24 protein-coding genes and 1 pseudogene are annotated in these 21,894 nt (G+C 28.9%); 11 read left to right on the top strand and 14 right to left on the bottom strand.

Going from position 1 to position 21,894, the window contains the following annotated elements; all coding sequences use genetic code 11:
- From L8X97_RS02780 to L8X97_RS02765, 4 genes and pseudogenes are all read right to left on the bottom strand, one after another.
- Nucleotides 1–180 (bottom strand): annotated as a pseudogene (locus tag L8X97_RS02780) (hypothetical protein); the annotation flags it as partial.
- A gap of 272 nt (nt 181–452) precedes the next feature.
- Nucleotides 453–1,208 carry a conjugal transfer protein TraN gene (gene traN / locus L8X97_RS02775; protein WP_263662565.1) on the bottom strand — a complete coding sequence of 252 codons (756 nt, stop codon included), beginning with the start codon at nt 1,206–1,208 and terminating at the stop codon, nt 453–455.
- 116 nt (nt 1,209–1,324) lie between these two features.
- Nucleotides 1,325–1,477 (bottom strand): hypothetical protein, encoded by a 153-nt coding sequence (locus L8X97_RS02770; protein WP_250325339.1) that lies wholly within the window; start codon nt 1,475–1,477, stop codon nt 1,325–1,327.
- On the bottom strand, nt 1,461–1,853 hold the full coding sequence (locus tag L8X97_RS02765) for a hypothetical protein (RefSeq protein ID WP_263662564.1): 393 nt from the start codon (nt 1,851–1,853) through the stop codon (nt 1,461–1,463). The genes L8X97_RS02770 and L8X97_RS02765 overlap by 17 nt, the downstream gene beginning before the upstream one ends.
- Nucleotides 1,854–2,391: 538 nt before the next feature.
- Between L8X97_RS02765 and L8X97_RS02760 the strand changes: the two genes are divergently transcribed.
- Nucleotides 2,392–3,300: a helix-turn-helix transcriptional regulator gene (locus tag L8X97_RS02760; protein WP_263662563.1), complete on the top strand. Its 909-nt coding sequence runs from the start codon at nt 2,392–2,394 to the stop codon at nt 3,298–3,300.
- A gap of 4 nt (nt 3,301–3,304) precedes the next feature.
- On the opposite strand, the gene L8X97_RS02755 is transcribed toward L8X97_RS02760, so the two are convergent.
- Nucleotides 3,305–4,714: a PD-(D/E)XK nuclease family protein gene (locus L8X97_RS02755; protein WP_263662562.1), complete on the bottom strand. Its 1,410-nt coding sequence runs from the start codon at nt 4,712–4,714 to the stop codon at nt 3,305–3,307.
- A 106-nt stretch (nt 4,715–4,820) separates the two neighbouring features.
- Here L8X97_RS02755 and L8X97_RS02750 point away from each other — a divergent pair, with 106 nt between their 5' ends.
- The 5 genes from L8X97_RS02750 (at nt 4,821) to L8X97_RS02730 (ending at nt 7,355) form a co-directional block, all read left to right on the top strand.
- Nucleotides 4,821–5,369, top strand: coding sequence for a hypothetical protein (locus L8X97_RS02750; RefSeq protein WP_263662561.1), 549 nt, complete (start codon nt 4,821–4,823; stop codon nt 5,367–5,369).
- Nucleotides 5,366–5,809 carry an agmatine deiminase family protein gene (locus L8X97_RS02745; protein WP_263662560.1) on the top strand — a complete coding sequence of 148 codons (444 nt, stop codon included), beginning with the start codon at nt 5,366–5,368 and terminating at the stop codon, nt 5,807–5,809. Before L8X97_RS02750 ends, L8X97_RS02745 begins: the two co-directional genes overlap by 4 nt.
- A gap of 66 nt (nt 5,810–5,875) precedes the next feature.
- Complete coding sequence (locus L8X97_RS02740; RefSeq protein ID WP_263662559.1) at nt 5,876–6,535, top strand: hypothetical protein; 660 nt, start codon at nt 5,876–5,878, stop codon at nt 6,533–6,535.
- A gap of 44 nt (nt 6,536–6,579) precedes the next feature.
- A complete protein-coding gene (locus L8X97_RS02735) occupies nt 6,580–6,786 on the top strand; it encodes a helix-turn-helix domain-containing protein (protein ID WP_002819558.1) in 207 nt (68 codons plus the stop codon).
- On the top strand, nt 6,783–7,355 hold the full coding sequence (locus tag L8X97_RS02730) for a hypothetical protein (RefSeq protein ID WP_263662558.1): 573 nt from the start codon (nt 6,783–6,785) through the stop codon (nt 7,353–7,355). The genes L8X97_RS02735 and L8X97_RS02730 overlap by 4 nt, the downstream gene beginning before the upstream one ends.
- Here the strand turns inward: L8X97_RS02730 and L8X97_RS02725 are convergent.
- Together L8X97_RS02725 and L8X97_RS02720 are read right to left on the bottom strand one after the other, a co-directional pair.
- The gene (locus L8X97_RS02725) at nt 7,347–8,255 is read right to left on the bottom strand and encodes a DNA-methyltransferase (protein ID WP_002819561.1); all 909 of its coding nucleotides are present in this window, start codon (nt 8,253–8,255) and stop codon (nt 7,347–7,349) included. The two genes, L8X97_RS02730 and L8X97_RS02725, sit on opposite strands and share 9 nt — an antisense overlap.
- A gap of 29 nt (nt 8,256–8,284) precedes the next feature.
- Complete coding sequence (locus tag L8X97_RS02720) at nt 8,285–9,307, bottom strand: IS1595-like element ISCaje5 family transposase (RefSeq protein ID WP_032591053.1); 1,023 nt, start codon at nt 9,305–9,307, stop codon at nt 8,285–8,287.
- Nucleotides 9,308–9,500: 193 nt separating this feature from the next.
- On the opposite strand from L8X97_RS02720, the gene L8X97_RS02715 reads away from it, so the two are divergent.
- The 3 genes from L8X97_RS02715 to L8X97_RS02705 all read left to right on the top strand — a co-directional run bounded on the left by L8X97_RS02715 (nt 9,501) and on the right by L8X97_RS02705 (nt 12,508).
- Nucleotides 9,501–9,821, top strand: a complete 321-nt coding sequence (locus L8X97_RS02715; RefSeq protein WP_263662557.1) for a hypothetical protein — start codon at nt 9,501–9,503, stop codon at nt 9,819–9,821.
- A gap of 167 nt (nt 9,822–9,988) precedes the next feature.
- The gene (locus tag L8X97_RS02710; RefSeq protein WP_263662556.1) at nt 9,989–10,705 is read left to right on the top strand and encodes an ATP-binding protein; all 717 of its coding nucleotides are present in this window, start codon (nt 9,989–9,991) and stop codon (nt 10,703–10,705) included.
- A gap of 138 nt (nt 10,706–10,843) precedes the next feature.
- Complete coding sequence (locus L8X97_RS02705; RefSeq protein WP_263659129.1) at nt 10,844–12,508, top strand: DUF262 domain-containing protein; 1,665 nt, start codon at nt 10,844–10,846, stop codon at nt 12,506–12,508.
- A gap of 29 nt (nt 12,509–12,537) precedes the next feature.
- Here the strand turns inward: L8X97_RS02705 and dnaE are convergent, their stop codons facing one another.
- Nucleotides 12,538–16,131 (bottom strand): DNA polymerase III subunit alpha, encoded by a 3,594-nt coding sequence (gene dnaE / locus L8X97_RS02700; RefSeq protein ID WP_263662555.1) that lies wholly within the window; start codon nt 16,129–16,131, stop codon nt 12,538–12,540.
- Between the two features lie 103 nt (nt 16,132–16,234).
- Between dnaE and L8X97_RS02695 the strand changes: the two genes are divergently transcribed.
- Complete coding sequence (locus L8X97_RS02695; RefSeq protein ID WP_257906301.1) at nt 16,235–16,474, top strand: SelT/SelW/SelH family (seleno)protein; 240 nt, start codon at nt 16,235–16,237, stop codon at nt 16,472–16,474.
- Nucleotides 16,475–16,497: 23 nt separating this feature from the next.
- On the opposite strand, the gene L8X97_RS02690 is transcribed toward L8X97_RS02695, so the two are convergent.
- The 4 genes from L8X97_RS02690 to L8X97_RS02675 are packed head-to-tail and all read right to left on the bottom strand — an operon-like array spanning nt 16,498 to nt 19,804.
- Complete coding sequence (locus L8X97_RS02690; RefSeq protein WP_263662554.1) at nt 16,498–17,064, bottom strand: DJ-1 family glyoxalase III; 567 nt, start codon at nt 17,062–17,064, stop codon at nt 16,498–16,500.
- 10 nt (nt 17,065–17,074) lie between these two features.
- Nucleotides 17,075–17,947 (bottom strand): N-carbamoylputrescine amidohydrolase, encoded by an 873-nt coding sequence (locus tag L8X97_RS02685; protein ID WP_087699946.1) that lies wholly within the window; start codon nt 17,945–17,947, stop codon nt 17,075–17,077.
- Nucleotides 17,916–18,830 (bottom strand): cation diffusion facilitator family transporter, encoded by a 915-nt coding sequence (locus tag L8X97_RS02680; RefSeq protein ID WP_012661604.1) that lies wholly within the window; start codon nt 18,828–18,830, stop codon nt 17,916–17,918. Before L8X97_RS02680 ends, L8X97_RS02685 begins: the two co-directional genes overlap by 32 nt.
- Nucleotides 18,827–19,804, bottom strand: a complete 978-nt coding sequence (locus tag L8X97_RS02675) for an agmatine deiminase family protein (protein ID WP_263662553.1) — start codon at nt 19,802–19,804, stop codon at nt 18,827–18,829. Before L8X97_RS02675 ends, L8X97_RS02680 begins: the two co-directional genes overlap by 4 nt.
- 190 nt (nt 19,805–19,994) lie before the next feature.
- Here L8X97_RS02675 and L8X97_RS02670 point away from each other — a divergent pair, with 190 nt between their 5' ends.
- The gene (locus L8X97_RS02670) at nt 19,995–20,990 is read left to right on the top strand and encodes a c-type cytochrome (protein ID WP_263662552.1); all 996 of its coding nucleotides are present in this window, start codon (nt 19,995–19,997) and stop codon (nt 20,988–20,990) included.
- Nucleotides 20,991–21,013: 23 nt separating this feature from the next.
- Here the strand turns inward: L8X97_RS02670 and L8X97_RS02665 are convergent, their stop codons facing one another.
- Nucleotides 21,014–21,295 (bottom strand): hypothetical protein, encoded by a 282-nt coding sequence (locus L8X97_RS02665; RefSeq protein ID WP_133318838.1) that lies wholly within the window; start codon nt 21,293–21,295, stop codon nt 21,014–21,016.
- Nucleotides 21,295–21,894: an MBL fold metallo-hydrolase gene (locus L8X97_RS02660; RefSeq protein WP_263660924.1), complete on the bottom strand. Its 600-nt coding sequence runs from the start codon at nt 21,892–21,894 to the stop codon at nt 21,295–21,297. The genes L8X97_RS02665 and L8X97_RS02660 overlap by 1 nt, the downstream gene beginning before the upstream one ends.

The following is a 21,894-nucleotide window of genomic DNA, read 5'->3' as shown; positions in this document are numbered from 1 at the left end:
ACTTTTATTAGTTAATTGAAGCAAAGATATAACATCTTTTATAACTTGTAAAATATCATTTGCTACTTCACCATAGCCCCAAGTAAAGATAATATGATTATCATCTATATTTGTAGCACCAAATAATAAAGAAGGTGCAAAAATTAAAGCACTAAGGAATAAAATGTAAAATCTTTTCATCAATTGTATTAAAGAAGTTAAAGAGTTTGTTTGGTATAATTATATTAAGGGTGGAATGCCAAAGGGTGCCACCTTTGACATTCAATTTACCGCCCAGAAGGGAGGTGAGTTAAATGCTCAACATTGTTCTAATAATTATACTCTTAATGCTTTGCTATGTCAAGGCTTATTGAGTATCCCCTGCTTTTGCAGGGTTTAGAACAATCCCTTTGGCTTTTACCAAACAAACTTTTAACTAAACTCTATCTCCTTTCTATAATTTTATTTTCTTTTTAATTAGTAGGTTTTCTTGTTAAATTCTCAAGATTGCTTTCAATCTTTTCTTGTATTTTTATAAAATCAGCTTGTATTTTATCTACATCAATATTTCCAACAATATCAGCAATAAATTCACTTAAATCTATTTCACTAAAATCTAACTTTTGAAATTCTTCTGGAGTAAATCCTCTACAATCAGGACTTTTTGGAGAACCCCAACCTCTTTTAATTTGTGGACGTCCTTGTTCATTAAATATTCTTGCTAATTTTGAATTAAAACAACAATGTGTTTTTTTATGCTGAATACAAGCTATGAATTTAATTTTTTTAGAGCAATATTCACCAACTTCTACAAATCTATTTTGCTTATTGAGTTTTGCTAGCTTTTTTTCATCTTCTTTACAAGGTACAAGCCCTATAAATACTTTATCTTTATCACAGCAACCACCACCAGTTAAGCCAAAAAATTTGTCTTTAGAGCGACATCTATTATCTTTTTTATTAAAGATAAAAATTTGTCCTCCACAAGAACCATCATATTCCCAACCATTATTATTTTCATCATTAATACCAACTTGAGCATCATCATCTTCAATATCGCTAGCACCTTCTATGCAAGGAAACGGAGAACATTGATACTTATTATCTGTTAAAACACATTCTCTTTCTTCATTAAATGGACATACTTTCCTACTTTTAACGCAATTGTTTGCAGGTGGTATTGAAGAATTACAAGTATCATTAAAACCATCATTGTTAGAATCTATCACTAGATTATCTAAGCTTTTGGAATGGTAATTTCAATAAACGATATGTTGTCACAACATATACTAGAAATCCAAAAGAAAGTAGTATATTGTGAAACTCAAAAAATTAGCAGATAAAATCACTGATTCAACTCCTTGATTTTTTCTATATTGATCTCACATTGCTTATAGTGGTAAAAAAGCTCACTATAAGCTTTTAATATATCTTTTTCATCTTGCACTATAGGTTTATGCGCTCTATCAAATTCTAAAAGCTCATTTGGTATTTGCACTTTTTGAATTTGTATTTTGGTTAATACTTGTGTTTTGCTCCCACAGCCTATCAAGCATAGCATTAAAAAGCTTAGTGGTATTAGTTTCATTGCTTTTGGATATATAGTTTTTAACATCATCAACCCTTACTTTGATTTGATTTTTTTGAGTATTTGCATGAAAGAGTGCTTTTAGCTCTTGCTCGTGTCTTATTTTAAGCTCCTGAGTAATCCTTGTGAGTTCATTGTTTACACCCAAAGCTAAATTTAAATCACTTTGACTTTTTTCTAATTTTGCACTTGTGCTATCTAGTTTCAAATATAAAAATACATTAAGCATAAGCATTAATGCTAAAGCAATATAAAGCTTTGTATTGTTAAATAAAAGATTTATCATTTCTTATTTTATAAGTTTAAGTAAGATTTGAGTATAATTTCAAAGGGTGGAACACCAAAGGTGGCCGCCTTTGGTGTTAATCAACACTCAGTTAGGTGGTGATTAAATTGAACCATAAAATTCTAGTAATAATTATACTACTTTGTATAATTATAGTCAAGGCTTATTAGCTTTGATTTCCCCTTTAAAAAGGGGAGCTAGAATACCACCTTTGGCCTACTTAAACTTTTATCTCCTTTTTAAAATTTATTTGTGATTTCTAATTTTATATTTGATAAATCTTGCTGATATAACAAGTCATATAATTCTTTACAAGCTTGTCTGCTTTGACCTATACTTTCATCACTCTTAATTAAACCTAGTAAAAACAACCTTTTGTATTCTAATAATTATATATTTATCATCTTTTACTCTCAAGCATTGTTTTCTAAATAAACTTTCATTTCCAAACTATAAGTCTTGCAGCGTTTATAAACTAGACTTTATTTGTTTATAAAGCAATTGTTGTTAATATTTTGAAAAAATTTAGAGAAAAATCATGAAAGATCTTAAAAAATACATTGCAAATTCCAAACTAACACGCCTTGAAGTTTTATATGAAAAATTAGTAAAGTCTGAAAATGGCATAACCATAAAAGAACTAGCCCAAGAACTCAATGTAAGCGCTAAAACCATAAAAAGAGACATGCAAGGGGTTTTTGAGCCTATGGGGCTTATTAAAAATGGAAGAAAATGGCGTATCGATACAAGCAAGCAAGATGATGAAAAAATAATCCTTGAAGTGCTTGATACCATGGCAAAAAGTGCTGGAAATAGCTTTTATGCTAAGGCTCATCCCCTACTTTCTAAACTTTCTCAAAATATCTCTAACCCCATCCATACTAGCCTAGATGCAGAAAAGCTAGAAGAAAAAGATTTAAGCAATTTTCAAATTCTTGAACAAGCTATTAACACTAAAACACAAATTGTCTTTAAATATGAAAATAAACTTTTCCAAGTAAAACCTTTAAAACTAGCTTTTTTTAGTGGCTTTTGGTATTTACTTGTTTTTGATATGAAAAAACGTGATATTTTCAAAAAATTTTATTTAAAAAATATCCAAAACATCACCCTAACCCAAGAACATTTTCAAACCGATGAGAGTTTAGAAGTAAAACTTCAAAGAGTAAATTCTATATGGTTTAGCCTTGATAAACCTTTTACAGTAAGGCTTTTAGTAGAAGAACCGATACGAAAATACTTTGAAAGAAAACCTCTAAATTCGCAAATCATCACTGGTAAAGACAAAGATGGCTCCATAGAAATAGAGCTTGAGATAACTCATGAAATGGAAATTTTACCTTTGGTGTATTATTACATACCTTATATAAAGGTTTTAGAACCTGATTTTATAGCAAATAAAGTCAAAGAAGTAATTAGAGAATACCTTGATCAAATAAGTAAATAATTGCTTATTTGTTTGGTTTTAATTCATTGTTTATCTTTTTTAAAACATCTTTTATGGTATTTTTATCCAAGAATTCTCTTAAAATTTTAGAAAATTCTACCATCCAATTGCCATGATTATTTATTAGCCAATGCACAAAAGCATATTTTTCTTTAAAGTTAAAAATCTTAAATTCATCATAGTAATAATGATCACCACTTCTGCGGATATTATCATTTCTTATATTTGAGTTTTGAAAGAATTCCTTATATTTTTCATCCTCTTCATTACAATTAATTTTAAAAGTCAATCCAAAATTATCATAATCACCTTTTCCAAAAAAAACACCCACACTAGGCCACACATCATTATCATCTTCATAAATTTTTGGATAAAAATCAAACCAATCGTAATTAACTCTTTTCTCATCAAGCTTATATCCAAACCATTTTTCATCACATATAGTTCGTTCTTTTTCAAATTCTTTTTCAAGCTCATTAAAAAAATCATTTACTAATTCTTCACAAATTTCATCCCATTTCTCTCTTACTATTTCTTTTGCTTTTTTATATTTATCATTATCCACATCTTTAAAATCACTTTTATTTTTAGTATATCTATACAAAGCCTTAGTATTTTTTAAATTTTCTTTACTTTCTTTTAGAAAATTTAATACATAATCCCTAGCTACATATTCATCTGTTACATACCATTCTAAAATGTTTTTATATTGATTTAAAGTAAAAATCACATTTTGCATATCATTTTTAAATTTTTTATCAATTTCATTGTTTTTAACTTTATTCTCACACACACCTATACAAGCATTAATCCACTCTTTTATCCATTTATAATCCATTTTTAGATAAAAACTCATTTTTTTATCATAGCCATCATATATAAGATCATTATTTATTTTAAATCCATTTCTTGTGCCTAAGCTATACTTACTAGGCTCGGCTTCTTCATTTTTATGCAAATAAATAGTAAGTATATTTTCATGAAAATCATCTATGTTTTTACCTTTTTCTCTTATGTATTTTATGTAGTCTTTGAGTTGATTTGGCTGATCTTTTGCATAAAGTTTATTTTCTATGATGATATATCTTTTATCTTTTAAACTTATAAGTATATCAATCCTTCTATTATCTTTTACACAAGCTTCTGTTTCTACTCTTTCTATGTCATGAGCTGTAAGATTTTTAAATTTACCAGCCTTTGTATATCTTCCAAGCTTTTTTAGAAACTCATTTGCAAAAAACTCTTGATAATGATCACCATGCGGATCGATCAAATAAGCTATAAATTTAGAATGATAATTTTCTTTATACTCAACTCCCAAAGCTTCAAAAATATTTATATCACTCATGCCTTTTTTGGTATTTTCTTCAAATTTATCATTAACCCTTAATAATTCTTCAATAAAATTTTTCATTCACAATGCCTTTAAAATAATTTTCACAATTATACTACAAAAATATAGACTACCATTGTCTTCTTTTTTTAGATATGATTTTTCAAATCATTTAAAAAGGATAAAAATGCTTCAAACCATGAAACACATCCTAACTCACACCGATGAGACTTTACTTGCAAAGAAATTTGGTTATAACAATGTAGAAAAATTTACCAAAACAAAAACTTTGTTTTTAGAATGCGAAAGCATACAAGAATGGCTTTTAAAAGGATATTATGATATGGTAAATTCCTCTTTAGAATTTATACAAAAATTTGATTTTATCTTAGATAAAGAAATTTTAAATTCAATTTTAGAACAAAGTATTTTATTAAAAGATAAACACATAAAATTACAAGAAGCAAAAGCCATCATAAAAACAAATTTTAAACGCAAAAGCGAGCCTTTGCATACTTTGATGTTTTTATCTCATTTACGCATGCTTAAATTTCCTATTAGCAATGATATGCCCTATCTTGATAAAACGCAAATCATGCAAAAGCTCAAAGAACTTGCTATAAAGCATTATGAAAATTCACAAGGCAAATTAAAGCTTTGGGGAGATATCTTACAATATGACATTATTTATGATGATGAGTTGTTAGTTTTAAGCATGCAAAAGAGCGATGAATGATAGCCATTTCTACACTTTTATCATCAAAACATAAAAGAATTTATCAAAATCTTGTGCGAAATTTTACTAAATTTAACATCACTTTTAAAGAAATTCCAAGTAATGATATATGGTTAAGAGATTTCATGCCTTTAGTGTATGAAAATACGGCGACAAGCTATATTTATAATCCTGATTATCTTAGAAATTATCCGCATTTAAAAACCACTATAAAACCTCTAAAAAATCACTTAAATTTAATCCTTGATGGAGGTAATTTCATAAGAAAACATGATGTTGCCTTTATGTGTGAGAAAATTTTTAGCCAAAATCCAACACTTAGCAAGGAAAGCATTATCCATACTTTTAAACAAAGCCTAAATTTAAAACACATAGTCTTTTTACCAAGACTAGCTTATGATAGATACACACATAGTGATGATATTAATAATTTTTCATAACTAGACAACTAAAGTCTAGTTATTTTGTTTATAATTACATTATATATCTTAGTTTAAAGGTTTATAATGCAAACAAATACTTCTACTCTTACTCACATTGCGGATTTTGATTATTACTCACATAATGTAAAAGTCATCTCACTACACGCACAAATGCTCTCAAATAGCAAACAAATCAAAAAAGATTTTTACATCGAATTTGAAGATATACTAGAAAAAGATAGTAAAATCCCTAGTTTTATCTACAAACAATACTCCAAATTTATCTATTCTAGCTTTTTAAAGAAAAATCTAAGTTATCTTAAAAAATACTTAAATTTTACTCAAGCAGAATGTGATGTGTTTGTGTTTTTTTACTATGCAAATAAAGGTAGATTTGCTTTACACCAAGGCTATAGCACTGCTTTGGGCAAAAAGATCATAGAAAAAATTTTCAACCACACTTCAAAAGATGTCAATAAAGCTTTAAGTGATGATTCTATGCTTTTTAAACTAGATACCTTGTGTTATTATGATAGCGATGCCTTTGGTATAGATATAAATAATTTTGAAAGCATTTTCACTCAAGATATTAGCAAAACTACACTTATGGGTGAGTTTTCGTATTTTTTACCTAAAACTAGACTAAATTTGAGTGATTTTGACTATATACAAGAGGAATTAAATACTATCATTACTTTTTGGCTCTGTTTTTATAGTGTATTGATTTCTAAAAAATGCTATTAATAGAGTGTTGATTTATTTTGTTACTTATTTATAAAATATAAATTATGATTTCCATTTTAAACATATTTGCAAAAAATGTTCGCAAAAGACGACAAGCACTAAATATTACTCAGGAAAAGTTAGCAGAATTATCTAGTCTGCATAGAACTTATATTGGCAGTATAGAAAGATGTGAGAAAAATATTACCCTAATAAATGCTTATAAAATTGCAAAAGCTCTAGGAGCTGATTTGTCGGAGTTACTAAAATGATGAATATAGTTATAAAGCAAATAGAACGTAATGTTATTGATATTTTGTCGCAATATAAAAGTAATTTTAAATCAAAGAAATTTGACACAATTGTTTCTGACTCAGATATTTTAATGGATTTTTTTAATATAACTTATGAAACAAAAATGCAAAATATGCAATATTGGAATAGAGAGCTTGGAAGAGTTTGGGAATTAATAACCAAAGAGCTTTTTACTTCCAATAATCTATTTAAGCCACCAGAAAGTGTTGATTTTGGAACAGACCACCCTGTAGATTATTTCATAGGTAATTTGGCAATTGATGCTAAATATCGAATTGGTTCAGGCGATAGTGGAACGCTGAAAAAATTTAAATTATATGGAAAAATGTTAAAAGAAATGGAATATAATCCAGTTTTCCTGATTTTAAGAAACGATAACCTACTAGCGGCTATTACTGCTGCTATAAACGGCGGTTGGGAAATTATCTCTGACAAAGATGCTTTTAATTTTATCATAAACTATAGTGGAATAGATATAGTTCAATATTTGGCTTGTTTAAAAGCCAAATATGATTTTTTAAGATAATCGCATATTTGCTATTTTAATATACTCTTCATTTAATTCAAAACCAATATATGGAATACCTAAATTTTTACAAGCTAATGCTGTTGTCCCACTTCCCATAAAAGGGTCAATTATAATATTATTTGTTTGTTTTGGAACAATCATCTCTGCTAATTTTTCTATAAGTTTTATTGGTTTAACCGTTATATGCTTATTGAAATCATCTTTTTTATCTCTTTGATAGCCTTCAAATATATTTGATAGAAAGCCATTATGATTTATATAGCCTTCTGTTTTTAAAAGTCCTACTCCGTATTTCTTTACATTGTTTACATAATTGTTTTCTATTGGTTTTTGCAAGACAGATACTGCCTCGTAATTGTTTCTTGTTGCACTATGCCAGCCTTTCCAATTTTCTGCCAATTCATATCCATCTTTTTTCATTTTTTCATAAGCATTTAAGCCTTTTGGAATACCACTATTTCTTATCCATATAAACATATCTTTGGTATAAAAACCCACGTTTTCAAGTGCTATTTGAATATGTGCCACACTCCTATTGCTATTAAATACCATTATAAACGCACCAGGCTTTAAAATTCTATATAACTCTTTCCCCCAATGCTCCACCCAAGATTGATATTCTAAAATATTATCCCTATTTTTTTTATACCATCTTTCATTTTTAACTCCTCCTGCTAACCCACTGCCATAAGGTATATTTTTTACCAATATATTTTTATTGTTATTTGCTTTATTTTTTCTGCGTTTTATTTCTACATTATCCCAATTTCTACCAAAAAATTCATAATTATATGGTGGGTCAGTTATGCAGCCTGAAATATAATTATTAGGAATATTTTTCATTAGCTCACAGCAATCACCCAATGTAACATTGTTTAAATATTTTTTATATGACAATTTTATTCCTTTTTTAAATTTTTTACAGCTTACGCTACCAATAACGGCACGGCAGGTCTATTTGCTACGCTTATGCTTTGGCTTATGCAATTTGTGTTTAGTATATGGTTTAGCAAAATTTGTTCTTTATCTTTTCTACTCTCTTTTGCAAAATTTACAAAGTTGTGATAGACAAGATAATTATTTAGATACTTAGTAGCCACGCCTTTAAAATTATACACAAGCATTGATTTAAGTCTGCTATGGTAGTTATTTACGACTTGAATATTAAACGAGCCGTTACTATGTTTGTTTCGTGGTATGCGGATATGGTTTAGGCTCATTTCATTTGATAGTTTTAAATATGAACGTAGGCTATCAGTTACAAATACGCTTTCTTTCTCAACTTTGCCTTGTATTACTTTGGATAAACTAGCAATATTTGGCTTACCCAGATTAGATATTTTTGCTATTGATTTGCCATTTAAATTTACTACGCAAGGTATGCAAACAAGTTCTTTTGATAAGCCACGCTTAGTGTTTGCAGTTCCTCTTTTCTTTGCTAAGCGTGGAAAGTTAAAATCCTTGTGATGACCTTTATATGAGATAGGCATAAATGTTTCATCTGCTTCTACTATGCCATTAAGTTTTACTTCATCTTGCATTTTTTGCAATGTGTCTAAGATTTTATGTCGCCAAAAAAACGCAGTAGATAGTGCAATGCCACAAATTTCAGCGGTTTTTCTAAGTGAGTATTTTTCAATCATACAATGGATATATTTTTGCCAAATTTCAAGGTCTTTTTGGGTTTTAAAAAAGATTGAGTTATTTGTAACAGTAAATGTCTTATGACAATCCATACACATAAATCTTTGTTTACCATCTTTTTTTCCATTTTTCACAAAATTAGTAGATTTGCAATGCGGACACGCTTTTATCTCTTTTGAGAGTATTAAATTTTGCTCTGATTTTTCTTTGTTTTTGATAGATTTTAGAAATGATTTTTTATCATCATCGCTTAGAGTGCTAAAAAGCTGTTTTACGATTTCAAGTTCTGCGTTAGAAGTTGCCATTTTACCGCCTTTATTGTGCTATTTTTAATGTAGATATTTTAGCAAAATAAAGCTTAAATTTCAATACTTAATAAAAACATAGCCTACTTTTTTAAAAAAACGCCAAAAGGGGAATATTTTTATATATGGAAAAGCAGGCGTAGGCAAAAACGAGCTTGGCGCACTCATAGCTAAAGAGCTTGGAAAAGAAGCATTGTGCGTTAAAGATTGCGAAGATGTAAAAAAATCAAGCAGAATTTCAAATTTTTATGCACTTAAAAAAATACTCAATCCAAAAAAACAAATGATAGTCTTTGATGAGTGTGAAGATAGCCTTTGCTATGATTCTTTAAAAGAGAAATTAAAAATCAATAAAATCTTAGATGAAGAAAATGGCATTTGTGTATTTTTATCAAATTCTAAAGACATGGATGAAGCGTATTTGAGGCGTTTTGATGTGATTTTAGAGCTTAAAAGTATGCCTAAAGAAAAGAAAATTCAAAATATAAAAAAGCTATTTAATAAAAAAATATAAAAATAGATGAAGCCATTATAGAAAATATAGCTTCTCATCCTGAACTTTCTCAAGGGGTTATTTTAAAATGTGCAAACAATGCTAAGATCTTTAAAAGCAAAAGCCAAGAAGTATTTGTAAGATTGATCAATGAAAATTTAAAAGCAAGATCACTTCAGGGCATTTCAATGCCAAAAAAAGACAAAAAATACGATTTAAGCTTGATAGAATGTGATTTAAATTTACAAGAACTAATAAACAATATCGATAAAAATTCAAGTTTGAGAATTTTAAGCTATGACATAGCAGGTAGTGGAAAAAGCGAGTTTGGCAAAGAACTAGCTAATGTTTTAAACAAAACTTTACATTCTTATAAACTTAGTGATATTTTAGATCCTTTTGTGGGCAATAACGAAAAAAATATCGCAAACATTTTCAAAAAAGCTTCAAATGATAATGCTATCTTACAACTTGATGAAATCGATGCGTTAATTTATAGTAGAGATGAAGCAAATAAAAGCTGGGAAAAAAGCTTAGTCAATGAAATGCTTATGCAAATGGAAAATTTTGAGGGTATTTTCATAGCTTCTACAAATTACCTACAAAACCTTGATAAAGCTAGCATAAGAAGATTTGATCTAAAGATAGAATTTCAGGCACTAAAACAAGAAAAGCTTTTAAAGGCTTTTGAATTTTTTGCTAAAGAATTAAATTTAAGCTTTGATAAAAAACAAATTTCAAAAAGGCTCTTAAGACTTCAAAACATTTGTTTGGGTGATTTTACGCTAATTCTTAGACAAAATAAAATTTTTAAAATCAAAAACGCCGATGAGTTTTTAGAAAAATTAGAAAAAGAATCAAAACTCAAATCAGATGATGAAAAAATCAACATGGGATTTTTATGAAAAGAATTTACGCTTATATAAAAAATAATTTATTTGATATAATCCTTATATTAGTAGTAATAATAACAGGAATTTTATTTTAAGCAAATAAAAATTAAATTTTAGATATAATGAATAAATTTTTTAAAAGGAGTAAAAATGGAAATAAAAGCTAACATAAGCAGTTTAGAGGATATATTGGCTGATAATAGAAAATTCTATCAAATACCAGATTATCAAAGACCATATTCTTGGGATAAAGAAAATCTATCGGATTTAATTGACGATTTGTTTAATGCATATATTAATAACAAAGATGAGAATTATTTTTGTGGTTCTTTAGTTTTAGTAAATAATGAAAAAGACCAAAGATTTGATATTATAGATGGACAACAAAGAATGACCACTTTTATAATTTTATCTTGTGTTTTCAAAGCTTTATATTGGGAACAAATAAATGATAAAGCAAAAGATTTTATATTAAAATCCATTCAAGATAGATATGAAGAAGCAAAAAGAAAGTTAAGATTTCTAACAAATGAATATAATCAAAACAGTTTTGAACAAAATGTTTTACAAGGTATAAACTTTAAAGAATTTAAAAATATTAAAGAAATGGAAAATAATTTAAAAAATAATAAATATATTATAAATGCTTATTATTTTAAAAATCTTTTACAAAATAAATTAAATGAATATAAAGAAATAAATATAAATGATTTTATAGTTTGGATATATGAAAAAGTAGTATTAACAGTTATAATTTGTCCATCTCAAGATAGTGCTATTAAAATATTTAATGTTTTAAATGATAGAGGTATGCCACTAAGTCCTGTTGATATTTTAAAATCATCATTGATGTATAATTTAGATGATGAAGATAGAAAAATATTTAAAGCTACTTGGAATTCCATAAATGATAATGTTGAAAATAATGGTTTAGAGTTATTTTCTTTATTAAATGTATATTTATATTACACTATAACTTCAAATCCTAAAACTAGATTAGATAAAGAATTATTAGATAATTTTAAAAAAAATAATAAAAATTCATTAGAAATAATCAATGATATACAAAATTTTTCAAATTCATATATAGATTTATTAAAAATGGAAGATAAGTATATTTATTTATTAAAATATTTAAGACATGAAATATATTGGACTAGTATATTAACAACAGCTTTATTTAATAATTATAAATATTTTAATGAGCTTAAAAAATTACTATTATCTTATTATTATAAAAATTGGGTTGCTGGAAATACAGTTGCTACAATAAAACAAACAAGTTTTAGAATTTTAAAATTAGTAAAAGAAAAAGCCAATATTCAAGAAATAAAAAATGAGATATTAGAAAATATAAAAAATAACAACACGGAAGAAAATTATATGGAAAACTTAGAATATTATTATGTATATGGTAAAAAGTGGGATAAACCTATCTTGCTAATGCTTGAATATTTTGCCACAGATAATAATCATCATAGTTTTATACCTTTAGATGCAAATATACAAATAGAACATGTATTGCCTATAAAATATAAAGAATATAATTGGGATAAAATATTTACAGAAAATGAAAGAGAATATTGGACTAATGCGTTAGCAAATTTAACATTAATATCTATGAGAAAAAATGTTCAAGCGTTAAATTATGATTTTGCTAGAAAAAAAGAAATTTATACAAACAAAGATAAGGTTAAAACTTGCTATACGATAACTCAAGATATAATACATAATTATACTGAGTGGAATGTAAAATCTCTTAAAAAAAGAGAAAAAGAGCTAATAGAAAAAATTTCCAATATATTATCAGTTTAAGCTATGATAATCATAGCTTAAACTGATATTTAACCTTTACATTTTTGAGCTATCACATCCATAGCTTCTTGCGAGAGAACAAAATTTGTATGATAAAGCAAGCAACTACCCATATCAAGCACTTTTAGCACAAGCTTTTTGTTATTAGCATCTTTTGGGTTATGTCTTGTATTAGCTAGATCATAAATTTCATACACCATATCTTTACTAAGCTTATTAATGTCAAGTTCTATGATATTTTCTTCAAATTTCATAGGATCTTGTGTAAATTCTTCTTTGTTTTCTTTTTTTACAAAGCTTTTTTTCTTACTAAAAGATTTTAGCTCATTTTCTTTTGCTTCTTCTAGTGTATAAATTTCATTTAAACTAAAGCTTAAGTCATTGTCATTGTTTTTATATCTTAGTAAAAAGGCAAAGGCTTCATCTTTGCTTTCTTTAAAAAGTGTTTCAACTTTTTCTACTTGAGTTTCAAAAATAATCATATCAAAAGAAGAATAAAAGTCTAAAACCACAGCCTTAGCATATCTTTTACCACTTTTACTCATCATTGATTTAAAATCTTCAATCTTTCCTACAACCAAAAGCTCACCCTCGCCTTTGAGTGTTTCAAAATCCATACTTTTAAAATAATCTATACCTTCTATTTGACTTGCAAATTTATCTAAAGGATGACCTGATACATAAATTCCTAAGATTTCTTTTTCATAGCCTAGTTTTTCCATTAACTCAAATTCTACTTTGCTATCATGAAGCCCTACTTTGATATCTGCGGCTATTTCTTCTTCTCCAAAAAGAGAAGCAGTAGAATTTCTTTTAACTTCAGCTATTTTTCTACTTGTTTCTGAAATAAGCTCAAGATTATCCACCAAACATTTTCTAGTATAGCCAAACTCATCAAAAGCACCTGATTTAGCTAAATTTTCTATAGTTTTTTTATTAATCTTAGTAGGATCAATAGAGCTTATAAAATCATCAAAATCACTAAAACCCTCTTCCTTGCGAATAGTCATGATATTTTCTATCGCAGGAATTCCCACACTCTTAATCGCTCCAAGCCCATAAATAATAGCTTCAGAACCATCTTCAAGCTTAGTTGCACTAAATTCTCTTTGAGCTTTATTGATATTTGGCGGCAAAAGCTTGATATTCATTCTTTTCATCTCTTCAATGTATTTTGCGACCTTATCTACATTGCTTTCTTCACTTGTTAAAAGTGCAGCCATAAACTCACTTGGATAATAAGTTTTTAAATACGCTGTTTGAAAGGTTATAAGTGCATAGGCAGCCGAGTGAGATTTATTAAAACCATATTCAGCAAATTTCAAAATAAGCTCAAACAAATCATCAGCCTTTTTCTCATCATAGCCTTGTTTTTTAGCTCCTTCTAAATACTCTGCTTTAAGATTGTCCAAAATTTCTCTTTTTTTCTTACCCATAGCACGACGCACATTATCAGCTCCACCCAAAGAAAAACCACCAATTTTTTGCACTATTTGCATAACCTGCTCTTGATAAACTATAACCCCATAAGTATTTTCAAGTATAGGCTTTAAATCATCAAATGCATAAGTAGCAGCCTTTCTACCATGTTTAATATCGATAAAATCATCCACCATCCCACTATCAAGTGGTCCTGGTCTATATAAAGCTAAAACCGCGATTAAATCTTCAAATCTTTCAGGCTTTAACCTAGCATTCAAACTTTGCATACCGCCTGATTCTATTTGGAAAATACCCAAGGTATTACCACTTTGTATAGTTTTATAAACCTTAGGATCATTCATATCAATCTTTTCCCAAATTACATCTTTACCATAACGCTTTTTAACTAGTTTTATGGCATTATCAATTACTGTAAGGGTTTTTAAACCCAAAAAGTCAAATTTGATTAAATCCACATCTTCAAGATATTCTTTAGAATACTGCGTTACCAAATGACGCTCATCATTTTTGCTTTGTCTAAAAAGCGGAGCTTTATTCCACAAAGCTTCATTAGATATCACAACTCCGGCCGCGTGCATACCTGCGTTTCTATTTAAACCCTCTAGTGCTTTAGCAAAATCCCAAACTTGACGCCCTTTTGGATGAGAATTTACAAATTCAGCTATTTTTGGTTCTTGCTCATAGGCTTTTTCTAAAGTAATTTTTAGCTCTTCAGGAACTAATTTTGCCAAAGCATCCGCATCAGGTATGCTCATATCACAAACCCTGGCTACATCACGGATTACTCCCTTTGCTAAAAGCTTACCAAAGGTAATGACTTGTGCAACCTTTTCAGCTCCATATTTATCGATCACATAATCAATCACTTCTCCTCTTCTATCTTGACAAAAATCCACATCAATATCAGGCATTGATACACGCTCAGGATTTAAAAATCTTTCAAAAAGAAGATTATAAGGTATAGGATCTAAATCTGTAATTTTCAAACAATACGAAACCAAACTTCCCGCTGCACTCCCACGCCCTGGGCCAACTGGTATATCTTTTTCCTTAGCTGCGGCGATAAAATCATGAACGATTAACATATAACCTGAAAATTTCATATTTTTAATAATACTAATTTCTAAATCAAGCCTATCTTTATACTCTTGGTGCTTACTCTCATCGATAAATTGAAGTCTTTCTTCTAAGCCTTTTTTACAAAGATACTCAAAAACTATATCATCATTATCAAAGCTAAATTCTTGATCTTCTTGTGCTAGATTTAAACTATATTTTTTTGCATATTCACGGGTAAATTTAAAATTTGGTGGGGTTGGATCGCCTAGTTTTAATTCTAAATTGCATTTATTAGCTATTTCTTGAGTATTTTCAATGGCTTCAGGAATATCAGCAAAAAGTTCGCTCATTTGCTCTGGTGTTTTTACATAAAACTCATGCACCTCATGTCTTAAACGCCCTGGATCATCAAGCTTAACCCCCATGGCTATACACATAAATACTTCATGAGCAGCTGCTCTTTCTTTAAAAGTGTAATGCGTATCATTAGTTGCAATAATTTTTATATCAAGATCTTTAGCAAGTTTGATGATAGAATCATCGATAAATTTTTGATCATCAATACCATGACGCATAATTTCAAGGTAAAAATCATCTCCAAAAACCTTTTTATACCATAAAGCTGCTTCTTTTGCACCCTCATAACCCTTTGCGCCAAATTTTATATTTCTTTCATTCTTGGTATTTAAATGCCAATTAATCTCACCTTGCAAACACGCAGAAGAGCAAATCAAACCCTCACTATGAGCCTCTAAAAGCTTTTTATTAATCCTTGGGTAATAATACAAGCCATGTATATAACTTTGCGAGCTCAAATACATCAAATTTTTATAACCAATTTCATTTTTAGCAAATAAACAAAGATGGAAACGCTGTCTTGAGCTTTTATCACTTAAATCATCGTGATTATGTAAATATGCTTCAAGCCCTATAATAGGCTTAATTCCTTCAGCTCTCATTGTTTTATAAAAATCAATAGCACCAAACATATTTCCATGATCAGTCATAGCAACACTTGTTGCACCTTGTGCTTTTAGCGTTTTAGCTAGCTCTTTGAGTTTATTTGCTCCATCAAGTAAAGAATATTCTGTATGTAAATGCAAATGTGTAAATTGGCTCATATTTTTCCTTGTATTTTTTTATTATTATAAAAAAAAACCTTAAATTTAAAACTTACAAGCATAAAAAATGTATAATAGCTTACTTTCAAAAAAGGAGTAAAAAATGGAAGTAAAAATTTATTATTGTAATCTTTGAAATTACAAACCACAAGCTGCAAGGGTTGCAGAAGAAATACAAAATGAATTCAAAGATGCGCAAATTTCTACCATAGAAAAAGGTGGTGGTCATTTTATAGTAGAAGTAGATGGTAAAATCATTTACTCTAAAAAAGACTTGTTTAATTGTGAAGTAGATAGATTTCCTCATGAGGGTGAAATTACCAAGCTTATGAAACAAATATAAGCTAAACCCTCATTAGCGAGGGTTTATTTTGTTAAAGGAATAAGCATACCTTCATAAAGTTTTTGATAAATTTCTTCTGAACATAAATGTTTAGCAAGCTCTAAACCAAATAAAATAGCCGTAGCAGGCCCAGCTGCTGTGATGATATTTTCATTTACTACAACTGCTTTATTTACTCTTATACCTTCAACACCCGCTTCACAACCAGGATAGCAAGAAAACTCCCCGTTAATCACCCCTGCTTTTGCCAATACCATAGGTGAAGCACAAATAGCAGCTACGATTTTTTTCTTAGCATGTAAATCTTGTATGATTTTTATGATAAGAGAATTGTTTTTTAAATTCATCATACCTTCAAATCCACCTGCCAAAGCGATTGCATCTAAATTTTCTTGATCAACACTAGCCAAACTCACATCAGCCCTTATGCTAATTCCATTAGCTCCTTGCACTAAAAGCTCATCATCTAGTGAAGCAATAATAACTTCTAAATTTCCACTAGCCTCTCCTGCTCTTTTTAAAACATCAGCTATACCTATAAACTCAGCTTCTTCAAAACCTTTTGCCAAAGGCACTAAAACTTTTTTCATTTTTCTCCTTTTAGTCGATAAATCTTTTATTTAATTCATGAAAATATTCTATGCGTCTATCGCGTAAAAATGGCCACCATCTACGCACATTTTCACATCTTTGCATATCAATTTCAACGATTTTACAAAGCTCTTGTTTATCATCAGCCCTAAAAAGCTCTTCACCTTGAGCTCCAAAAACAAAAGAATTCCCCCAAAATCTTATACCTTCTTCCACACCGCTTTCATCTTTTTCAAAACCCACTCTATTAATAGCTACTACAGGTAAACCATTAGCTATAGCATGACCTCTTTGCACGCCTATCCAAGCTTCAAGCTGTCTTTGTTTTTCTTCTTTTTCATCCTTATCAAACCAACCTATAGCAGTAGGATAAATCAAAATTTGAGCTCCCTTTAAAGCCATTAACCTAGCAGCTTCAGGATACCATTGATCCCAGCATATTAAAACCCCAAGCTTTCCAACACTTGTTTGTATAGGCTCAAAACCCAAATCACCTGGAGTAAAATAAAATTTTTCATAAAAACAAGGATCATCAGGAATATGCATTTTGCGGTATTTGCCTGCTATGGAGCCATCTTTTTCAAATACCACACTAGTATTATGATAAAGCCCTGCACTTCTTTTTTCAAATAAAGAAGTTACCAAAACAACTTTATTTTCCCTAGCTACATTAGACCAAAATTTAACATCCTCTTCATAGTCATTTGCCAAATCAAAAAAGTTTGTATTTTCACTTTGACAAAAATACTGCGTTTGATGAAGCTCTTGCAAACACACAAGCTCAGCCTTTTCTTTTGCTGCTTGTTTAATAAGTTCGCATGTTTTTTCTATAGTTTTTTCTTTATTTTGTTTAAATTCTTGCTGAATGAGCGCTAATTTCATTTTTACTCCTTTCTTCTTCTGAATCATCATAAGGATCTAAATGTATATGGATATTCCAAAAATCATCTTTAAAATGTTCTCTTATGCTATCTTCAATCTCATCACCAATCTCATGAGCTTTTAAAAGTGATATTGTAGGTTCAAAAACTAAATGCACACTAACATAAAGCATATCAGGACTTTTTCTAGTTTTTAAATGATGAAAACTTTTGACTTCTTTATTTGCACTTATGATTTGTTTAATCACTTCAACTTGTTCTTTATCAATAGCTACATCTAATAAAATTTTAGAACTTTCCTTAATGATTTTAAAAGCTGAAAAAATCGTATATAAACTTATAGCTATGCCAAATAATCCATCAATAAAATGATAATTTGTAAAAGCTATAATCACAAGTGCTAAAAGCGTTAAAGCATTAGTCAAAAAGTCTATTTTATAGTGTAAGCTATCAGCTTTTATAATCAAGCTTTTTGTTTTTTTAGCAACATAATTTAAAAAAACCACCAAACACAAAGTCACAGCCATAGCAAAAGCCATGACAAAAATTCCAAGATCAAGTTTTTCTACACTTTCTTGATTGTGAATTTTCAAAACACTCTCATAAAAAATATAAACCCCAATCCCACTAATAACAAGACCTTCAAAAAGCCCCATTAATGCTTCAATTTTACTAAGGCCAAAATTATATTCCTTGCTAGAGCCTTGAGAGCTTTTTTTCAAAGCTAAAAAATTTAAACCCGAAATCACACAATCAAGCAAAGAATCAATCGCGCTAGAAAGTACTGCAACAGAACCTGAAGCTAATCCTACTGCAAATTTTATAATAGCTAAAAAAATAGCACATACACTTGCAATGATAGTTGCGCTTTTTTGTAAATTCATCTTTGACCTTCATAGCGGTTTTGACAAGAGCAATGCAAAGAACCATTTTGTCTTAAAAACACCCTTGCATCAACCCCTACTACTTTTCTATCTTTGCATGCTTTTTGTAAATTTTCTAATACCAAAGCATCATTTTCATCATTATAAGTTGGCACTATCAAACCACCATTAACAAAAACAAAATTTGCATAAGTAGCACCAAGTCTTTTACCTTCAAAATATAAAGGCTTAGGTAAAGGAAGCTCTAATAAATCAAATCCTGTTTTTTTAACTTCCTCTTCCATAGCCTTTAAAGGTTTATAATGCTCATCATTTTCATCTTTACACACACAATAAGCAATGGTTTTTTCATTTATAAATCTTGCTAGAGTATCTATATGATGATCAGTATCATCGCCTTTTATATAACCATGATTTAACCATATAATTTGTTTTAAGCCAAAAATTTCTTTTAACTTAGCTTCAATTTGCTCTTTATTAAAATGTGAATTTCTATTTTCATTTAACAAACAAGCACTCGTTGTAAGCATTACTCCTTGCCCGTTAAAATCAATACTCCCACCTTCTAAAATAAGATCAATTTTTTCTAATTTTCCAGATAATTTTTGTGCAAAAAGTTTTGAATTTACCGCATTATCTAAAGTGCTTTGAAATTTATCACCCCAAGCATTAAAAGTAAAATCAAGCCCTATAATTTTATCATCTTCACGCGCATCAATTGCACCAAAATCTCTAATCCAAGTATCATTAGTATCACACTTAAAAAAATCTACATTTTTTATATGTTTAAATCTTTGAAAATCTTTTTCACTTGGAGCAATAAGTAAAACTTTTTGAAAATTTGCCACAGCTTTAATAAATTCCTCATAGCTTTGCATAATTTCTTCTAAATAAGGACTCCAATCGCTATTTTTATGGGGTAATGAAAGTAAAAGTAGTTCCTGTTTTTCCCATTCTGCTATGCTTTTTCTCATTGATAATTTCCTTTGATAAAATGTATAAAAAGGTAACATTAATTACATATTCTAAAAAATATTAATAATATCATTTTTATCTTTAAAAACGGCATAGTAGTATTTAAAGATACTTTTACATTAAAAACATTTAATATTTTTTTAAATTTCAAGTTATAAGATGAAAATAAGACAAGTTCAAGGAGGTAAAATGAAAAAAATTGTATATTCTGTCTTATCTTTATCTTTTTTAATGAGTTCTGCTTTTGCCATTGATCAAGCAAAACTTCAAGCAAAAAAGCAAACAGGTATCCATTTACAAAGTGCGCAATGGAAAGTCCCAAATACTATAGAAAATGGCATTATCATTGAAGATAAACTTCCAAATTCACCTTATACTCAAGCAGTCATTTTGGGTAATAAAATTTTAAATTACACCACAAACTATATAGGACCTCAAGCAAAAAATCCTAAAAATCGTTATGCAGGCAATAATCTTTCTTGCTCAAGCTGTCATGCTAATGCTGGAACTATAAAAAATCAATCAGGTTTTGTAGGAATTTATGCACGCTTTCCACAATATAATGCAAGAGCGGATAAAATAATCACTCTAGAAGATAGAATTAATGGCTGTATGGAAAGATCCATGAATGGCAAAAGGCTTCCAAACAACTCTCCTCAAATGAAAGCCATACTTGCTTATATGCATTATATTTCTCAAGGTATAGAAGTAGGAGCAAAAACACAAGGACAAGGATTACCTAAAATATCCTTTTTAAAAAGAGCAGCAGATCCTAAAAAAGGTAAAGAAATTTATCAAAATAAGTGCGTAGCCTGCCATGGAGAAAATGGAGAGGGGGTAAAAAGTAATGATCCTAGTATGAGTTATTACATATATCCTGCTTTATGGGGAAATGATAGTTACAACACAGGTGCTGGCATGTATAGACTTATCAAAGCTGCAAGTTATATCAAAGCAAATATGCCAAAAGATGATGCAACCTTAACTCTAGAACAAGCTTATGATGTGGCAGCTTATATTAATTCTCAACCAAGACCTATTAAAAAGAATAGAAATAAAGACTTTCCAGATCGTGATGTAAAACCTGCAGATATGGATGTAAAACCTTATGCTAAACATGATAAATTTAGTATAGAGCAACATCGTTATGGTCCTTTTGAACCTTTATATATTAATACAAAATAATTTTTAAGAATAGCTAATTCTAGCTATTCTTTTTTTAAAACCCAAGCAAAATACCATATCGCAAAAGATAAAAGCAAAATCATAAAAAGCTTTTTATCATACACTCCAAAACCAATATAAAGCACAGAATACATAAAACCAAAACTTCCTGCATAAATGCAAATTCTACTCATTAAACCATTTTCTACTGCTCTAAAACATGGACATTTGTGAAAAAATTTCTTTTTTGTTTCTTTGGGTTTAAAAAAACTCAAAATCGCACTTAAAATCAGTAAAAAACTTAAAAAATATAAAACCTTATCCATTAATGAAAATACCTTAACCAAGCAGGAATTGCACTTTGCTCTTCTCTTAAAGAACTTTCTTCTCCATGCCCTGGAAAAAGCTTAAAATCTTTTTCATAAGCTAAAACTTTAAGCAAACTCTCTTTCATCTTAGTTGCATCTGAGTAAGGAAAATCCCACCTACCAATACTACGATAAAATAAAAAATCCCCACTAAAAAGCACATCTTCGCCCACAAGTTCTATCATACAACACCCTGGAGTATGCCCTGGGAAATGATGAAATTTAAACTTAAACTCATCTATACTAAATTCATTTTCATTTTCTATCAATACATCAGCACTTGAATGCTCAAAACCATAATTAAAAGGATCTTTTAGCATAAAAGCATCATCTTTATGGATAAAAATTGGAATTTCATAAGCCATTTTAACTTTAGCATTATCATAAACATGATCATAATGACCATGGGTATTTAAAATAGCTAAAGGTTTGCTTGTATTTTCTTTGATAAACTTATAAGCATTTTCTCCTGGATCGATGATAATTTGCTTGTTATTATGATCTATAATATAACAATTTGTTTCATACATTCCACATGGTTGTTTCAAAATACGCAT

Origin of the sequence: Campylobacter sp. CNRCH_2013_0671h (genome assembly GCF_025773055.1) — a bacterium.
GTDB classification, from domain to species: Bacteria; Campylobacterota; Campylobacteria; order Campylobacterales; family Campylobacteraceae; genus Campylobacter_D; species Campylobacter_D lari_D.
This window is presented reverse-complemented; position numbering and strand designations above follow the sequence as displayed.

What these genes read in the sequence shown, in the direction of transcription:
- L8X97_RS02765 (WP_263662564.1), bottom strand. Translation starts at nt 1,853, where the DNA reads ATGATAAATCTTTTATTTAACAATACAAAGCTTTATATTGCTTTAGCA.
- L8X97_RS02760 (WP_263662563.1), top strand. Translation starts at nt 2,392, where the DNA reads ATGAAAGATCTTAAAAAATACATTGCAAATTCCAAACTAACACGCCTT.
- L8X97_RS02755 (WP_263662562.1), bottom strand. Translation starts at nt 4,714, where the DNA reads ATGAAAAATTTTATTGAAGAATTATTAAGGGTTAATGATAAATTTGAA.
- L8X97_RS02750 (WP_263662561.1), top strand. Translation starts at nt 4,821, where the DNA reads ATGCTTCAAACCATGAAACACATCCTAACTCACACCGATGAGACTTTA.
- L8X97_RS02745 (WP_263662560.1), top strand. Translation starts at nt 5,366, where the DNA reads ATGATAGCCATTTCTACACTTTTATCATCAAAACATAAAAGAATTTAT.
- L8X97_RS02740 (WP_263662559.1), top strand. Translation starts at nt 5,876, where the DNA reads ATGCAAACAAATACTTCTACTCTTACTCACATTGCGGATTTTGATTAT.
- L8X97_RS02735 (WP_002819558.1), top strand. Translation starts at nt 6,580, where the DNA reads ATGATTTCCATTTTAAACATATTTGCAAAAAATGTTCGCAAAAGACGA.
- L8X97_RS02730 (WP_263662558.1), top strand. Translation starts at nt 6,783, where the DNA reads ATGATGAATATAGTTATAAAGCAAATAGAACGTAATGTTATTGATATT.
- L8X97_RS02720 (WP_032591053.1), bottom strand. Translation starts at nt 9,307, where the DNA reads ATGGCAACTTCTAACGCAGAACTTGAAATCGTAAAACAGCTTTTTAGC.
- L8X97_RS02710 (WP_263662556.1), top strand. Translation starts at nt 9,989, where the DNA reads ATGCCAAAAAAAGACAAAAAATACGATTTAAGCTTGATAGAATGTGAT.
- L8X97_RS02705 (WP_263659129.1), top strand. Translation starts at nt 10,844, where the DNA reads ATGGAAATAAAAGCTAACATAAGCAGTTTAGAGGATATATTGGCTGAT.
- dnaE (WP_263662555.1), bottom strand. Translation starts at nt 16,131, where the DNA reads ATGAGCCAATTTACACATTTGCATTTACATACAGAATATTCTTTACTT.
- L8X97_RS02690 (WP_263662554.1), bottom strand. Translation starts at nt 17,064, where the DNA reads ATGAAAAAAGTTTTAGTGCCTTTGGCAAAAGGTTTTGAAGAAGCTGAG.
- L8X97_RS02685 (WP_087699946.1), bottom strand. Translation starts at nt 17,947, where the DNA reads ATGAAATTAGCGCTCATTCAGCAAGAATTTAAACAAAATAAAGAAAAA.
- L8X97_RS02680 (WP_012661604.1), bottom strand. Translation starts at nt 18,830, where the DNA reads ATGAATTTACAAAAAAGCGCAACTATCATTGCAAGTGTATGTGCTATT.
- L8X97_RS02675 (WP_263662553.1), bottom strand. Translation starts at nt 19,804, where the DNA reads ATGAGAAAAAGCATAGCAGAATGGGAAAAACAGGAACTACTTTTACTT.
- L8X97_RS02670 (WP_263662552.1), top strand. Translation starts at nt 19,995, where the DNA reads ATGAAAAAAATTGTATATTCTGTCTTATCTTTATCTTTTTTAATGAGT.
- L8X97_RS02665 (WP_133318838.1), bottom strand. Translation starts at nt 21,295, where the DNA reads ATGGATAAGGTTTTATATTTTTTAAGTTTTTTACTGATTTTAAGTGCG.
- L8X97_RS02660 (WP_263660924.1), bottom strand. Translation starts at nt 21,894, where the DNA reads ATGCGTATTTTGAAACAACCATGTGGAATGTATGAAACAAATTGTTAT.